Genomic DNA, 15,702 nt, shown 5'->3' with positions numbered 1-15,702 from the left:
CGATTCACCAAAATCCCCACCTGAATACAAGAGAGCTAAAGAGGTCACCGGTGACAAGCACCAAACCTGTAGTACTCCTCGCTGAGGAACTTTCGCCCGCCACGATCGAGGCCCTGGGCCCGGACTTCGAGATCCGGCAGACCGACGGCGCCGACCGTTCCCAGCTGCTCTCTGCGATCGTCGACGTCGACGCGATCCTGGTCCGCTCGGCCACCCGGCTGGACGCCGAAGCCATCGCCGCCGCGAAGAACCTCAAGGTGATCGCCCGCGCCGGCGTGGGACTCGACAACGTCGACATCAAGGCCGCCACCCGGGCCGGCGTGATGGTAGTGAACGCACCCACCTCAAACATCGTCTCCGCCGCGGAGCTCACCGTCGGGCACATCCTGAGCCTCGCCCGGCACATCCCGCAGGCCAGTGCCGCACTCAAGGCCGGGGAGTGGAAGCGCTCCAAGTACACCGGCATCGAACTCTTTGAGAAGAAGATCGGCATCATCGGCCTGGGCCGGATCGGCGCCTTGGTCGCCGCCCGCCTCAAGGGCTTCGACACCAAGATCCTCGCCTACGATCCCTACGTGACCTCGGCCCGCGCCGCCCAGCTTGGTGTGCAGCTGGTGACCCTGGACGAACTCCTTGCGCAGTCGGACTTCATCACCATCCACATGCCCAAGACCCCGGAAACGGTCGGTATGCTCGGCGCCGAGGCCTTCAAGAAGATGAAGAGCACCGCGTACGTCGTCAACGTCGCCCGCGGCGGTCTTGTTGACGAGGAAGAGCTCTACGCAGCACTGGAGTCCGGCGAAATCGCCGGCGCCGGCGTCGACGTTTTTGTCACCGAACCCAGCACCGGCCTGCCGTTCTTCAAACTCGACAACGTGGTGGTCACCCCGCACCTGGGCGCGTCCACCGACGAGGCGCAGGAAAAGGCCGGCGTGTCGGTCGCCAGGTCGGTCCGCCTGGCCCTGGCCGGGGAACTGGTTCCCGACGCGGTAAACGTCGCCGGCGGCGTGATCGCCCCCGACGTCCGCCCGGGCATCGCCCTGATCGAAAAGCTGGGCCGGATCTTCACCGCGATGACACACGCCTCCCTCACCCAGTTCGACGTCGAGGTCGCCGGGGAAATCTCGTCCCTCGACGTCAAGGTCCTTGAACTCGCGGCCCTCAAGGGCATCTTCGCCGACGTTGTGACCGAACAGGTCTCCTACGTCAACGCCCCCGTTATCGCCGAGCAGCGCGGCATCAACGTCCGGCTGATCACCACGCCGGAAACCGAGTCGTACCGCAACGTCCTGACCCTGCGCGGCGCCCTGAGTGACGGCAGCCAGATTTCCGTCGCCGGAACCCTGACCGGGCCCAAGCAGATCCAAAAGCTGGTGGGGATCAACGGCTTCGAGGTGGAGATCCCGATCAGCGAACACCTCGTGGTTGTTGCCTACTCGGACCGCCCCGGCGTGATCGGAACCATCGGCCACATCCTTGGCATGAACAACATCAACATCGCAGGAATGCAGGTTGCGCGGCAGGACGCGGGCGGCCAGGTGCTGGCCTTGCTGACCATCGACAGCTCCGTTCCGCAGCAGGTGCTGGACGCCATCAAGGCCGGAATCGGCGCTGACGTGGTACGCGAGGTCGACCTCGAGGATTGATGACCTGAGGGTGCTCACGGCGGCGGTTCCGGCCGCCGCCGTGGCCACAAACACATGGCTGGTCTGCGTACAATGGCTAGGTCCGACTTTCGGATCCGGCCGGCAGTCCGGCCCTTACTTTTTTTGCACACCCGGCAGGGGACGCCTTCACTTCCGCAGGGAATGAATTTCGGTGTGCGCACGCAATCCAGCTTTCAGGAGCCCAATGAACGCCGTCCAGAGGTTCATCAGAAGCCGAGTGCTTCTGCTGACCGCGTCCATTTTGATCGTGGCCATGTGCCTTTCGGTCCTCGTGCAGGGACAGTCGCAGGCTGCCTTGAACCGCACCGTTGACCAGAACTCGCGCGGGCTCTATGACGTACTCGTCCAGGCCAAGGCTGACGATAACGGCGGGCTGATGCAGCCGGATATCGCCACCGGCCAGGGCGGCATCAGCTTCGAGCAACTGGACGCGCTCCGCAAGCTCACCGGAACCTCGGTAGCGGCCCCGATCAGCCTCGTCTCACGGGTCACCCAGAACCTTGAGGCCCCGCGCCTGGATGCCACCGACTACCTGGGCTACAACGCCGGGCTCGCCGGCACCGCCGGAGACCCCAGCGCCACCGATCCGAGCAAGTGGCCGGCCGCGGAATCGGTCCTGCCCGGCACGCCGAAAAAATACCGGCTCACCGCCAGCGCCGTCAGCTCCGACGGGCACTCCGAGGAGACCCTGTTCAAGACCACTGCCGAGGGATCCCTCGGCAAGGCGAAGCTCGTCGAAGAGGTAGTCGCCGGCGGCAAGAACGTCCGCATCGCAGGCCCCGCGGGTGAAACCGGCATCAAGTTCCCGGCCCCGGCCGGCGGTTCCGAGCACAGCCTCTTCGATCTTTCCGTCTCGCTGCCCGCCGCGCCCCAGGTGACGGAGTCCGTCGTCGCCGTTGACCCCGTCGCCGAACGTGCCCTGCTGGGCAGCGCCGGCGACTTCCTTGCTCCCCTGGAGAAGGCCCCGCCGGCCGACGCCCGCAATGCCGGCGCCATCGGCCGCCACTTCGAGAGCCTCTTCACCACCGGTATCGGCATGGACGAACTCAAGGAAGGCCCGGACTTCCTCGGCGTCAAGCTCAAGTACTGGGCCCCGCTGATGAGCCAGTACCAGCAGGCCAAGCGCAACGGACTGCTGACCGCGGACTCGCAGGCGATCCCGCTGATTGTCCGCTCCGGTACCTCCCTGGACCTCAAATACTCCGTCAAGATCGAAGAAATCGACGCCGCCGGCAACGTCACCAAGGACGTGGGCACCGCGACCCGTTCCCTGGACAAGGACTATCTCCCGTTCGTCTCCAAGTCGCCGTTCGCGCTCGACTGGCCCGGCTCCAAGGACCTGTCCCAGCTGCTCGGTGACACCGGAAGCTTCAGCCAGGGCCTGTACAACCCCGCCACCTGGAGTACCGACTTCGCCGCGGCCCCCAAGTACAAGGACGGTGCCACCGCCGGCAACGGCGCCGTGGACAAGACCGCGATCCCCGGCGACTGGGTCACCGTGAACCGGCTCCCCGAAAAGGCCGCCGACGGTACAGCGGTGGACCAGACGCAGCGCAAGCCCGTCGATGAGCGCTCCTACCGCGAGAACCTGGAGACCGGCAAGAAGCTCGCCACTCCGCTGGCGATGGTCTACGGTACGTTCGACGCCGAGCAGGTCAAGGCGGCCGCCGGCGACGTCAACCGCCTGCCGCTGGGCGGCTACGATCCCACGCCGTTCACGCTCACCAAGGATGCTGCCGGCAAGGACGCCGGGAACACCGAGCTGAAGCCTTCACTGAGTGCCACGGGCCTGGCGAGCCAGTCCGCCGGCGCCATCACCGACTACTACGGCCTCGCCGCCGCACGCGGCTACGAGGACAACGCCTCCGTCATCGACGCCGTGCGCATCAAGGCCAAGGCCCCCGGCAGCTGGAAAGAGGCGCAGCCGGAGGTGGAGAAGCTGGCCAACGAGATCCGGGACATGGGCCTGCAGGCAACAGTTGTGGCCGGCTCGGCCCGCGAGGACGCCAGCATCTTCGTCCCCGGCTACTCCAAGGACGACGCCGGCAAGGAGTCCCCGCTCGGCACCGTAGAGCAGTCGTGGGTGCGCCAGAACGCCGCGGACGCCGTCTCCGGCTCCCTCACCGCCACCAACCTGACGCTGCTCTTCCTGACCCTCTGCGGTGCCGCACTGCTGACCGGTGCCTCCACGGTCAGCTACGTGCGCAAACGCCGCAGCGAGGCCGGAACCCTGCGTGCCATGGGCTGGACCCAGCGCCGGATCCGGACCTGGGTGCTGGCCGAGTTCGGCGTCGGCGCCGCCCTCCTGGCCGTCGCCGGAATCGTCCTGAGCCTGCTCAGCTGGAATGCGGCCACCGCGATTGTCTCCGGCTCCGTGCTGGTGCTCTACGCAGGTGCGGCTTTCTTCGCCGCCCAGCAGTTGCGGCACCGCGAGGTGGTGGACCAGGAACCGCAGCACGATGAACGGCTGATCGCCGTGGACTCGCCGCTGACCTTCGCCAACCGGCAGCTGAGCACCAACAAGTTCAATACGATTTCGCTGGCCGTCGCCGTCGGCGTCTTCGGTGCCGCGGTCGGCGGAATGGCCGCGCTGCTGATCGACATTCCCCGCGCCGCGGGGGCGAGTGCGCTCAGCGGCCTGGCCGCCGCCAGCATCGCTACCCCGAGCATCATCCTCGGGCTCTCCGGTGTGGCCGTGGGCTTGCTGCTGACCATGGTGACCGGCCGCTTCGAACTGCAGGCAAAGCGCCAGTACCTCGGCATCCTGCAGGCCATGGGCTGGAACCCGGACATGCTGGGGCAGGTCCGTTTCTTTGAAAATGCCATGGTGGGAACTGTCGCGCTGCCCCTCGGTGTCCTGGGTGCCCTGGGCGTGGGCCTCCTCCTGGCCCCCTATGCCGCGCTGTGGGCCGCTGTCGCCGGCTTTGTGGCTGTACTTTGCTGGATTCCAATTGCAACGAAAGTGGTCCGATGAACAACGACCTGAACCTTGACCGTGAGGCTCACGAGCGGATGACGGCGAGCACCCGCCGCGGTGCCCACCAGACGCGCGCCAACACGATCGTGAAGGCCGCGGACCACGCCACCCCGCTGGAGCTCAGCAACATCACCATCCACTATGGCGGCGGCAAAAGCGGTGCCGACGCTGTGAACGTGGTGGACGACTTCAACCTGACCCTGCACGCCGGCGAAATGCACTGCGTTGCCGGCCGCAGCGGTTCGGGCAAGACCAGCATCCTGACCGTCGGCGCGGGCCTGACCCTGCCGACGTCGGGCCGGGTGTTCTGGGAAGGCGACTCCCTCGAGACCATGGGCGACGACGAAATCGCCGACCGCCGCCGTGCCCTGATTGGCTACGTCGACCAGGGCGGTGCCTTGATCGACGGCATGAGCGCACTGGAGAACGTGCTGCTGCCCGCCGTGCCCGACGGCGAAGTGGACAAGCGCCGCGACATGGCCAAGGACCTCCTCGACCTCGTTGGCCTGGGCCGGCGGATGCGGCACCGCCCCGCCCAGCTCTCCGGCGGTGAGCGCCAGCGTGTGGCGATCGCCCGGGCCCTGATCCTGGGCACCCGCGTGCTGGTGGTCGACGAACCGACGGCCAGCCTGGACCGGTCCTCGGCCAACCGCATCATCAGCATCCTCAAGGACACCACCTCTGACGGAATCGCCGTCCTGGTTGCTTCGCACGACCACGAGCTTGTCCGCCAGAGCGATTCCCTCACCGAACTGATCTAGGCTGAAAACTGTGACAACTTCCGGGAAGACTCCCTTCTACATCACCACGGCCATCAGCTATCCCAACGGCGTGCCGCACATCGGACACGCCTATGAGGTCATTGCCACGGATGCGATGGCGCGCTTCAAGCGCCTGGACGGCTTTGACGTGTTTTTTATGACCGGCACGGACGAGCACGGCCTCAAGATGCAGCAGACGGCCGAGAAGGAAGGCATCCCGGTCAAGGAGCTGGCCGACCGCAACTCCTCCGCCTTCCGGCAGATGAGCGATGACCTCGGCATTTCGCTGAGCCGCTTTATCCGCACTACGGACTCGGATCACTACGCCGCCGCCACGGCGCTGTGGCAGCGGATGGAAGCCAACGGGGACATTTATCTCTCCAAGTACGCCGGCTGGTACTCCGTCCGGGACGAGCGGTACTTTGTGGCGGATGAGACCGAGGTGAAGGCCGACGGCGTCCGCTACGCCGCCGAGACCGGAACCGAGGTGACCTGGACCGAGGAGGAAAGCTACTTCTTTAAGCTTTCCGCCTACCAGGACCGGCTGCTGGCCCTGTACGCGGACCACCCCTCCTTTGGTGCCCCGCACAACCGCTTCAACGAGGTGGTCAGCTTCGTTAAGGGCGGACTGGAGGACCTGTCGATCAGCCGCACGTCCTTCGACTGGGGTGTCCCCGTGCCGGGCAACCCGGAGCACGTGATGTATGTCTGGGTGGATGCGCTGACCAACTACCTCACCGGCGTGGGCTTCCCCGACACCGAGTCGGAGGCGTTCCGGAAATACTGGCCGGCCGACGTGCACGTCATCGGCAAGGACATTTCCCGTTTCCACGCCGTCTACTGGCCGGCGTTCCTGATGTCCGCCGGGCTGGCACTGCCCAAGCGTGTGATGATCCACGGATTCCTGCACAACCAGGGCGTTAAGATGTCCAAGTCGCTGGGCAACGTTGTGGCGCCCGCGGACTGGGTGGCCCAGTACGGTCTGGACCAGGTGCGCTTTTTCCTGCTCCGCGAGGTGCCCTTCGGCGCGGACGGTTCCTACAGCCACGACGCGATCGTGGGCCGGATGAACGCCGACCTTGCCAACAACTTCGGGAACCTGGCCCAGCGATCGCTGTCGATGGTGGCAAAGAACTGCGACGGCGCCGTTCCCGTTCCCGGGGATCTCAGCGCTGCGGACGCAGCCCTGCTGGAGCAGGCCAACGGCTTGCTGGAGATCTGCCGCGCCGCGTTCGAAAAGCAGGAGTTCAGCCGCGCACTGGAGGCGGTGTGGGCTGTCCTGGGCGACACCAACGCCTACTTCGCCGAGCAGGCGCCGTGGGTGCTGCGCAAGACCGACGTCGAACGGATGAACACCGTCCTGTACGTGACGCTCGAGGTGCTCCGGATCGTCGCCATCCTCGCCCAGCCGGTGATGCCGGCAGCAGCCGGGGCCATCCTGGAGACCCTCGGCCAGCCCGAAGGGGAAGCTCGGGAATTTGCAGCGCTGGGCACCCCGATCGAAGCCGGCACCGCACTGCCCGCCCCGGCTCCGGTCTTCCCGAAGTACGAGGAGCCCGCCGAGGCGAAAGTCTGACCCCCTCCCGACGCTCCCGCAGATCCTGCGGTCATCGGGCCGACGCTCCCGCAGATCCTGCAGCAATTGGGGCAACGCTCCCGCAGGTCCTGCAGCAATTGGGGCAACGCTCCCGCACCTTCTGACCCGGAAGTGCGGGAGCGTTGCGCTTTCTCCTGCCGGAAGTGCGGGAGCGTTGCTGTTTTTCCTGCTGGAAGTGCGGGAGCGTCAAAAGAAGAAGAGGGCCGTTCGGATAATGAGACAACTTGACCAGCATGTGGATGACTTGGCTACGCTGGCACTATGAGTGCATCCACGATTGATCTGGCCATTATTCCGGGCGATGGCATCGGCCCCGAGGTCACCGCCGAAGCCGTGAAAGTCCTAGAGAAGGCTGCCGCCGCCGAGGGCATTGTCCTGCGGCAGACGCAGTACCGGCTCGGCGCGCAGCACTGGCTGGAAACGGGGGAGACCCTGCCGGCGGAGATCCTTGCCGATCTGCGGACCCGCGATGCCATCCTCTTTGGTGCGGTGGGGGCGGCCCCGGGCGACACCAGGATCCCTTCGGGCCTGATTGAACGTGAACTGCTGCTCAAGCTGCGCTTCAGCCTGGACCACTTTGTGAACCTGCGTCCGTCCCGGCTGTACCCGGGGGTCGGCAGCCCGCTCGCTAGCCCCGGCGATATCGACTTTATTGTGGTCCGTGAGGGCACCGAAGGCCCGTACGTGGGCAACGGCGGGACCCTGCGCGCCGGCTCCCCGCACGAAGTCGCCACCGAGGTCTCGCTCAACACTGCCCACGGCGTGGAGCGAGTGGTACGGGATGCCTTCCGCCGGGCCAACGACCGCCCCCGCAAGAAGCTCACCCTGGTGCACAAGCACAACGTCCTGGTCTTCGCCGGGCACCTTTGGAAGCGCACTGTCGAGGCAGTGGCCCAAGAGTTCCCCGACGTGAGCCACGACTACCTGCACATTGACGCCGCCACGATCTTTATGGTCACGGACCCTGCGCGCTTCGACGTGATCGTCACTGACAACCTCTTTGGCGACATCATCACCGACCTTGCCGCCGCGGTCACCGGAGGCATTGGGCTCGCCGCCTCCGGAAACATCAACATGGAGCGCACCAGCCCGTCCATGTTCGAACCCGTCCACGGCTCGGCGCCGGATATCGCCGGCCAGCAGAAAGCAGATCCGACGGCGGCCATCCTCTCCGCCGCACTCCTGCTGGACCACCTCGGCTACGGCACTGCTGCCCGCAAAATCGAGGCGGCAGTTGTTTCCGACATCGCCGGCCGCGGCACCGCAGCGCGCAGCACCAGCGCGGTCGGTGACGCCATCGCCGCCGCCCTGTAGGCGCCCCCGGCCCGGCCGGGAGGCTCCGCCAACGGGCGTAAGCTTGTTTCGAATCACCCATATGCTGCCGTGGTCCGACGCTGAACCACGTTCACACGCCAGGCAGCCGACCGTGGAGGAACCATGACTCAGACTGCCCATGGCGTCGAATTCACCCAGCAGCTCTCGGCAACCCCGAAGTCCGCTGAAGAACGTGCTGCCGTCCTGGCGAACCCGGGATTCGGCGACTATTTCACCGACCACACCGCCATCGTTGACTACAGCGTCGACGCCCAGGGCCAGGGCGGCTGGCACAATGCCCGGGTTGAGGCTTACGGTCCCATCTCCCTGGACCCCTCCGCGGCGGTGCTCCACTACGGCCAGGAAATTTTCGAAGGACTCAAGGCCTACCGGCACGCCGACGGCTCCGTCTGGACCTTCCGTCCCGAGGCCAACGCCGCCCGGCTGAACAAGTCGGCCCGGCGCCTGGCACTGCCGGAGCTTCCGGAAGAGTACTTCCTTGGCGCCATCCGCGAACTCGTCTCCGCGGACAAGGAATGGGTTCCCTCCGGTGACGGCGAAGCCCTCTACCTGCGACCGTTTATGATCGCCACGGAGGCGTTCCTCGGTGTCCGCGCCGCCCGTGAGGTCTCCTTCCGCGTCATCGCGTCCCCGGCCGGCAATTACTTCGGCGGCGAGCTCAAGCCGGTCTCCATCTGGATCTCCCGCGAATACGCCCGGGCAGGCCGCGGCGGAACGGGAGCCGCGAAGTGCGGCGGCAACTACGCCGCGTCGCTGATCGCGCAGCAGGAAGCCGAGTCCCACGGCTGCAAGCAGGTATTGTTCCTGGACCAGTTCAATGACAACGCCGTCGAAGAGCTCGGCGGTATGAACGTGTTCTTTGTGATGAAGGACGGCTCGCTGGTCACCCCGGCGCTGAGCGGAACCATCCTCGAAGGCATCACCCGCATGTCCGTCATCCAGGTGGCCAAGGACATGGGCCGCGAGGTCACCGAACGCAAGATCACCCTGGATGAATGGCGCGACGGCGTAGCCTCCGGCGACATCGCCGAGGTCTTCGCCTGCGGAACCGCCGCCGTCATCACCCCCATCGGCGTCCTCAAGGACGAGACGGAGTTCATTGGCTCCGAGGCCGCCACGGCGGGTGTGACCACCATGGCCATTCGCGAGCAGCTCCTCGGCATCCAAACGGGCACCATCGAAGACACCCACGGCTGGCTGACCCGCCTCGCCTAAGCGGTAGCTGCCAGGCAACACGCAGCGTTCGACGGCGGCCCCACCTTCCGGTGCGGGCCGCCGTCGGCGTTCACGGGCAGGCACGGCTGCGCCCCTGGCGGGGACTCGTAAGCGGCACGGTTCGGTGGCAAGATGGTGCGGTGATCCCGGACAACCCGCGCGCCATCGTGCGCAGCTCAGAGCTGACCCGCTTCAGGCTGGCCCCCAACCCGGGGCCGATGAGCCTGCACGGGACCAACTCCTACGTGATCGCCGGCCCCGGAGCGGCCGGCACTGTGGTGGTGGACCCCGGCCCGCTGGATGAGCCGCACCTGCAGGACCTGGCCCGGGCCGGCGCCGTCGAACTTATCCTGATTACGCACCGGCACGCGGACCACACGGCAGCCGCCGGCCGGTTCGCGGAACTGACCGGAGCCCCGGTGCGTGCCATGGATCCGGCCCACTGCCACGGTGCAAGCCCGCTGGTCGACGGCGAAGTTATCCACGCCGCCGGGGCGGAGGTCAGGGTGCTGGCGACGCCGGGCCACACCTCGGACTCGGTCTGTTTCCATTTGCCGCACGACGGCGCCCGGGGCTCGGTCCTCACCGGCGACACGATCCTGGGCCTCGGAACCACGGTCCTGGACTACCCTGACGGCACCTTGGGGGACTACCTGGCGTCACTGGACCGGCTCGAACGCCTGGGCCCGGCGACCGTCCTGCCGGCCCACGGACCCACGCTGCCTGCCCTGGACACGATCGTCCGCGCCTACCGGGACCACCGCGAAGACCGTCTCGGGCAAATCCGTTCGGCCCTCGAGAACCTGGGCCCGAACGCCGGCGTGGGCGAGGTGGCAGACGCCGTGTACGCCGACGTCGATCCCGCCGTGCGGTCCGCCGCGGAACTCTCCGTGGCGGCCCAACTCCACTACCTGCGCAGCTCACCCAACTAGCTCGCAGCTAAGGCCGTTTTCAGCCCTCAAAACGACCCCTGCTGCGAGTCAGTTGGGTGATGGCACGTGCGGCATCGTGACGAAGGGCGCGCGACCCGGCCTGCCGGAGACGGTACGCTTGGAGCCATGCGTATCGCCCGGTTTGTAGTCGATTCTGATCCCCTCTACGGCATTGTTGAAGGTGAGCCCGGCAGTGAGGAAGTCACTGTTATTAACGGCGACCCGTTCTTCAACGGCGTGGAACGAACCGCCGTCCGGCACAAACTGGAGGATGTGCGCCTCCTGGCCCCGATCATCCCGCGCAGCAAGGTCATCGGCGTCGGCCGCAACTACGCCGAGCACGCCAAGGAACTTGGCAACGAGGTCCCTGAGCAGCCGCTGCTCTTCCTGAAGCCCAACACATCCGTCGTCGGGCCCAATGACCCGATCGTGCTGCCGGAGTTCTCCGAGGAAGTCTCCTTTGAGGCCGAGCTCTGCGTTGTGATCGGCCGGATCTGCAAGGACGTCCCGGAGGAACGCGTCGACGACGTGATCTTCGGCTACACCTGCGGCAACGACCTCACCGCCCGCGACGTCCAAAAGACGGACCTGCAGTGGGCCCGGGCCAAGGGCTTCGACACTTCCGCACCGCTGGGGCCGTGGATCGAGACCGAGCTGAACACCGAGGACCTGCAGATCCAGGGCCGCCTCAACGGCGAGTTGCGCCAGGACGGCAGCACCAGTCAGATGATCCGCGGAGTCCGCGAACTCGTCTCCATCGTCTCGCAGGCCTTCACCCTGCTGCCGGGCGACGTTATTATGACCGGCACCCCTGCAGGCGTCGGGCTCGTGGAGGCAGGCGACCGTTTCGAGGTAGAGATCGAGGGCATCGGCCGCCTCTCCAACCCTGTGGTCCGCCGCTAGCCGGAGCTGAAACGCCGCGCTCCTAGACGGCGGACCAGCCGCCGTCGGAGGCCAGGACGGCGCCGTTGAGGTTGGTGCCGTCCTCGCTCAGCAGAAAGGTGATGGATGCGGCCAGCTGGGCTGCGGTGGCGGGCGCGGGAATGTTCGCACCCATCAGCGGCCCGAGGCGCTCGGCGGCCAGCTGGGAACCCCAGATGGCTTCTATGTTGGTGAGGGTGGCGCCGGGCGCGACGGCGTTGAAGCGCAGTCCCTTTGGCCCGTACATCACGGCGGAGTTCTTCGTCAGGCCAATAACGGCGTGTTTGGACGCGGTGTAGGCGGCTCCGGCGGCGGAGCCGCGCAGGCCGGCCTCGGAGGCGACGTTGACCACGGATCCGGAGCCTGCTTCCAGCATCAGGGGCAGTACGGCCCGGGTCAGGCGCATGGTGGCGGTGACGTTGATTCGGAAGACGCGCTCCCAGATGACGTCGTCCACCTCGTGGATCGGGGCGAAGTTGTCCATGATGCCCGCGACGTTGGCCAGGGCATCCACCCGGCCGCCCGCGGCAGCGACGACGGCGGCCACGGCTTCGTTCGTCGAGATGTCACCGGCCACCGGGACCAGGTCCAGGCCCGGGTTCCCGGCCACCAGGGCATCCAGGCGCTCGGTGCTGATATCCGCCGCGACAACCCTGCCGCCCTCCCTGCCGATGCGCAGGGCGGTAGCCTGGCCGATCCCGGATCCTGCCCCGGTAACGATCACCGTCTTGCCCTCGAAGCGGCCTGCCGTAATGGTTTCCTGCCATGATGCGTCGTTGCTCATGCTGTCCTCCCGGACGTCGATGGATCGCAATACCACCCACTTTATGACACGCTGTGTCATTATAAAAGGGTGAATACTGGTGTGATGTCCGGGGAAAAAACGCAGCCTGCCGTGCCGCGTTCCAGCGGGCGTCCCGTGCGGATCGACCCGGAGGCTGTCGCGGCGATCGCCCTGCGGCTGTTCGCCGGGCGGGGCTATGAGCGCACTTCCATGGAGGACATCGCCCGCGAGGCGGGAGTGGGCCGGAAGAGCCTGTACCGGTACTTTTCCTCCAAGGCCGATCTCATTTGGGGCGGAATGGAGCCGGTGGTCGAGGCGTCGGGACGGGTACTGGAACAGGCCGGGGCACTGTCCCCGTCCGACGGCGACATCCTGGCCGGGCTGCGGGCGGCCGCGGTCGCCGGGGTGGCGGTGATTCCGGATCTCTCCGTCTCGCGCGGGCGCCTGCGCCTGATCGCCGAGCACACCGAACTGGCGAGCCGGAGCTATGACCGCCTGAAACCCCAACGCGAGCGGGCACGGCTCTACCTCGTCGCCCGCGGCGTCCGCGCGGACACGGCGAACTATCTGAGCGCCGCCTACCTTGGTGCGACCTTTGAAGCGTGGATGCAGTGGGCGGCAGGAACTGACCCCGATCCCGTCCCGTATCTGCTCTCCGCCCTGGACGTGCTGCGCTTGCCTGCCTAAGAATCACACCCGGTGGAGCCGGCAGCACCAGCGTTGGGTTGGTCCCGAGCCAATCTCAACCAGTAATGTTGGTAACACTATGATTACTCCCTCCGCGCCTGACGCCGTCTCCAGCTCCGCCCCCAGCGTGACCAGCGAAGTCACCGCAGACACTCCGGTCCGTGTCCGATTCTGCCCGTCACCCACCGGCACCCCGCACGTCGGCCTGATCCGCACCGCCCTCTTCAACTGGGCCCACGCCCGGCACACCAAGGGCACCTTCGTGTTCCGCATCGAGGACACGGACGCGGCGCGCGACTCCGAGGAGAGCTACCAGCAGCTGCTAGAGGCCCTTAAATGGCTCGGCATCACCTGGGAGGAGGGCGTGGAAGTCGGCGGACCGCACGAGCCGTACCGCCAGTCCCAGCGACTTGAGCTGTACAAGGACGTCGTCGCCAAGCTCGTCGAGGCCGGCTACGCCTATGAGTGCTACTCCTCACCGGACGAAGTCGAGGCCCGCCACCGCGCCGCCGGCCGCGACCCCAAGCTCGGCTACGACAACTTCGACCGCGAGCTCTCTGAGGAGCAGCTGGCCGCGTTCAAGGCTGCGGGCCGCCAGCCCGTGCTCCGTGTCCGGATGCCGGACGAGGACGTCACTTTCACCGACATGGTCCGCGGCGAGATCACGTTCAAGGCCGGCAGCATCCCGGACTACGTGATCGTCCGCGCCGACGGATCGCCGCTGTACACCCTGGTCAACCCCGTCGACGACGCGCTGATGGGCATCACCCACGTGCTCCGCGGCGAGGACCTGCTTTCGTCCACACCCCGCCAGGTGGTGCTGATCCGCGCGCTGATGGACATCGGCGTCGCCAGCTACCTGCCGGTCTTCGGCCACCTGCCCTACGTGATGGGCGAGGGCAACAAGAAGCTCTCCAAGCGTGATCCGCAGTCCAACCTGTTCCTGCTCCGGGACCGCGGCTTTATCCCTGAGGGCCTGCTGAACTACCTTTCCCTGCTCGGCTGGAGCCTCTCCGCCGATGAGGACATCTTCACCGTGGAGCAGCTGATCGAGCACTTCGACGTCAACGACGTCCTGGCCAACCCGGCCCGTTTTGACATCAAAAAGGCCGAGGCCATCAACGGCACGCACATCCGGATGCTCGACGCCGAGGACTTCCGCTCCCGGCTCGTCCCGTACCTGCGCACGGCCGGGTTCGTCGGCGAGACGCTCACCGCGCGCCAGGGGGAGATCCTCGCCGAGGCGGCCCCGCTGATCCAGGAGCGCATCTCGCTGCTGGGCGAGGCCCCCGAGATGCTCGCCTTCCTGTTCAAGAACGACGACGCCATCGACGTCGCCGACGACGCCCGCAAGGGACTGCCGGAGAACCTCACCGAGGTGCTCGACGCCGCCCTGGCCGCCCTGGAACCGCTGGCCGACTGGTCGGCGGAAACCATTCAGCCGGCGCTCAAGGAAGCCCTGGTGGAGGGACTTGGGGTTAAGCCGCGGCTGGCCTTCGGTCCGGTCCGCACGGCCATCTCCGGCCGCCGGATCTCCCCGCCTTTGTTCGAATCCATGGTGATCCTGGGCAAGGACTCGTCCCTGGCCCGGCTGCGCGCTTTCCGCGGCTGATAATGGGCTCGCCTGAGGCAATCACCGGCGCCCGGACAGCCGCCCTGGCCGCCGGCCTGGACGGCATCCGCGGCGTACTCTTCGACATCGACGACACCCTCGTTGACCTTGAGTTCGCCATGACGGCAGCCCTTCGCGACGTCAGCGAACATCTGTTGCCCGCACTGGACCAGGCCGGGTGGGAGAAATTCGGGCGGATTTTCACCCGCGAGACCACGCATTTTTACGACCGGTACCTGGCCGGGGAACTGACGTTCAACGAGCAGCGGCTGCTCCGGGGCCGGGCTGCGCTGGGACATTTCGGCGTGGAGCTGGCGGAGGGGGAGCAGGCCCACCATTGGGTCAGTTCCTACGCCAGCCGGCAGCACGGCTACATCCGCGCCTTCGACGACGTCACCCCGGTCCTGGATGCGCTGGATGCCGCCGGGATTCCGTACGGGGCAGTGAGCAATAACGTCCACGACTACCAGCGGGTCAAGCTGGACGCCGCCGGCCTGGCGCGCATCGGCGTGCTGGTGGGGACGGACACCGTGGGTGCGGCGAAGCCGGATCCGGCGATCTACCTGGAGGGGGTCCGGCGCCTCGGCTCCGGCGCCGGCGAGACGCTGTATGTGGGGGACAACCGCCTCCTCGACGCTGACGGTTCGACGGCGGCCGGCCTCTTGGGCGTCTGGCTGAACCGCGGCGGGGAACCTGCCCCGGGCTTTGCCGGCCGCGAAATCGGGACCTTGCTGGAGCTGCTCGCGTAGCCGGCTCCCGCTAATTCCGGGAGCCGGACGCCTCGATTTGTACAGACGGAAAGTCTCGGGTAGAGTAATTACTCGTGCTGAGGCGCCGGGAGCGCGGGTTTTGACCCAAGGATCCGGCCCGCAAGTTCCATTGGGATATGGTGTAATTGGCAACACTACGGTTTCTGGTACCGTCATTCTAGGTTCGAGTCCTGGTATCCCAGCTCTGAAAATTCCTCGGAAATCCGCGGATTATCAGGAGTTTTGAACCGGTACGGCCGGTTTGAAACACTTGCTGAGTGTATGAAATAATTGCTTAGCGCGAATGGCAGCAATGCCGTTCTGGAGAGTACGCGGCCCCATCGTATAGCGGCCTAGTACGCTGCCCTCTCACGGCGGTAACGCGGGTTCGAATCCCGCTGGGGTCACAGATATAACGGTCCCGGGCAACAGCCCGGGGCCGTTTTTCGTTGTCCGGGGCCCCAG

General features: G+C 66.5%; 12 protein-coding genes and 2 tRNA genes. 13 read left to right on the top strand and 1 reads right to left on the bottom strand.

Annotated features, from left to right (window positions below; genetic code table 11):
- Nucleotides 1-50 precede the first annotated feature (50 nt).
- The 8 genes from serA (at nt 51) to QI450_RS10210 (ending at nt 11,387) form a co-directional block, all read left to right on the top strand.
- Nucleotides 51-1,646: a phosphoglycerate dehydrogenase gene (serA, locus tag QI450_RS10245; protein ID WP_226776218.1), complete on the top strand. Its 1,596-nt coding sequence runs from the start codon at nt 51-53 to the stop codon at nt 1,644-1,646.
- Between the two features lie 205 nt (nt 1,647-1,851).
- Nucleotides 1,852-4,641, top strand: coding sequence for an FtsX-like permease family protein (locus QI450_RS10240; protein ID WP_226776217.1), 2,790 nt, complete (start codon nt 1,852-1,854; stop codon nt 4,639-4,641).
- Nucleotides 4,642-4,679: 38 nt separating this feature from the next.
- On the top strand, nt 4,680-5,405 hold the full coding sequence (locus QI450_RS10235; RefSeq protein ID WP_226776242.1) for an ATP-binding cassette domain-containing protein: 726 nt from the start codon (nt 4,680-4,682) through the stop codon (nt 5,403-5,405).
- A 10-nt stretch (nt 5,406-5,415) separates the two neighbouring features.
- Nucleotides 5,416-6,981, top strand: a complete 1,566-nt coding sequence (metG, locus tag QI450_RS10230) for a methionine--tRNA ligase (protein ID WP_226776216.1) — start codon at nt 5,416-5,418, stop codon at nt 6,979-6,981.
- A 282-nt stretch (nt 6,982-7,263) separates the two neighbouring features.
- A complete protein-coding gene (locus QI450_RS10225; RefSeq protein WP_226776215.1) occupies nt 7,264-8,316 on the top strand; it encodes a 3-isopropylmalate dehydrogenase in 1,053 nt (350 codons plus the stop codon).
- Between the two features lie 123 nt (nt 8,317-8,439).
- The gene (locus QI450_RS10220; RefSeq protein ID WP_282360376.1) at nt 8,440-9,552 is read left to right on the top strand and encodes a branched-chain amino acid aminotransferase; all 1,113 of its coding nucleotides are present in this window, start codon (nt 8,440-8,442) and stop codon (nt 9,550-9,552) included.
- Between the two features lie 140 nt (nt 9,553-9,692).
- On the top strand, nt 9,693-10,484 hold the full coding sequence (locus QI450_RS10215) for an MBL fold metallo-hydrolase (protein WP_226776213.1): 792 nt from the start codon (nt 9,693-9,695) through the stop codon (nt 10,482-10,484).
- 126 nt (nt 10,485-10,610) lie between these two features.
- The gene (locus tag QI450_RS10210; RefSeq protein WP_226776212.1) at nt 10,611-11,387 is read left to right on the top strand and encodes a fumarylacetoacetate hydrolase family protein; all 777 of its coding nucleotides are present in this window, start codon (nt 10,611-10,613) and stop codon (nt 11,385-11,387) included.
- Nucleotides 11,388-11,409: 22 nt separating this feature from the next.
- Here the strand turns inward: QI450_RS10210 and QI450_RS10205 are convergent, their stop codons facing one another.
- On the bottom strand, nt 11,410-12,189 hold the full coding sequence (locus QI450_RS10205) for an SDR family NAD(P)-dependent oxidoreductase (RefSeq protein ID WP_226776241.1): 780 nt from the start codon (nt 12,187-12,189) through the stop codon (nt 11,410-11,412).
- Between the two features lie 84 nt (nt 12,190-12,273).
- Here QI450_RS10205 and QI450_RS10200 point away from each other — a divergent pair, with 84 nt between their 5' ends.
- From QI450_RS10200 to QI450_RS10180, 5 genes are all read left to right on the top strand, one after another.
- Nucleotides 12,274-12,876 carry a TetR/AcrR family transcriptional regulator gene (locus QI450_RS10200; RefSeq protein ID WP_226776211.1) on the top strand — a complete coding sequence of 201 codons (603 nt, stop codon included), beginning with the start codon at nt 12,274-12,276 and terminating at the stop codon, nt 12,874-12,876.
- A 79-nt stretch (nt 12,877-12,955) separates the two neighbouring features.
- Nucleotides 12,956-14,488, top strand: a complete 1,533-nt coding sequence (gene gltX, locus QI450_RS10195; protein WP_226776210.1) for a glutamate--tRNA ligase — start codon at nt 12,956-12,958, stop codon at nt 14,486-14,488.
- 2 nt (nt 14,489-14,490) lie between these two features.
- Complete coding sequence (locus tag QI450_RS10190; RefSeq protein WP_226776209.1) at nt 14,491-15,237, top strand: HAD family hydrolase; 747 nt, start codon at nt 14,491-14,493, stop codon at nt 15,235-15,237.
- Nucleotides 15,238-15,368: 131 nt separating this feature from the next.
- Nucleotides 15,369-15,440: transfer RNA gene (locus QI450_RS10185), tRNA-Gln, on the top strand.
- Between the two features lie 131 nt (nt 15,441-15,571).
- Nucleotides 15,572-15,644 (top strand) — tRNA-Glu (locus QI450_RS10180).
- Nucleotides 15,645-15,702: the final 58 nt, after the last annotated feature.

This window comes from Arthrobacter sp. EM1, from assembly GCF_029964055.1.
Classification (GTDB): domain Bacteria; phylum Actinomycetota; class Actinomycetes; order Actinomycetales; family Micrococcaceae; genus Arthrobacter.
Note: the sequence above shows the minus strand (reverse complement) of the source record. Positions and strands in the feature narration are given on the sequence as shown.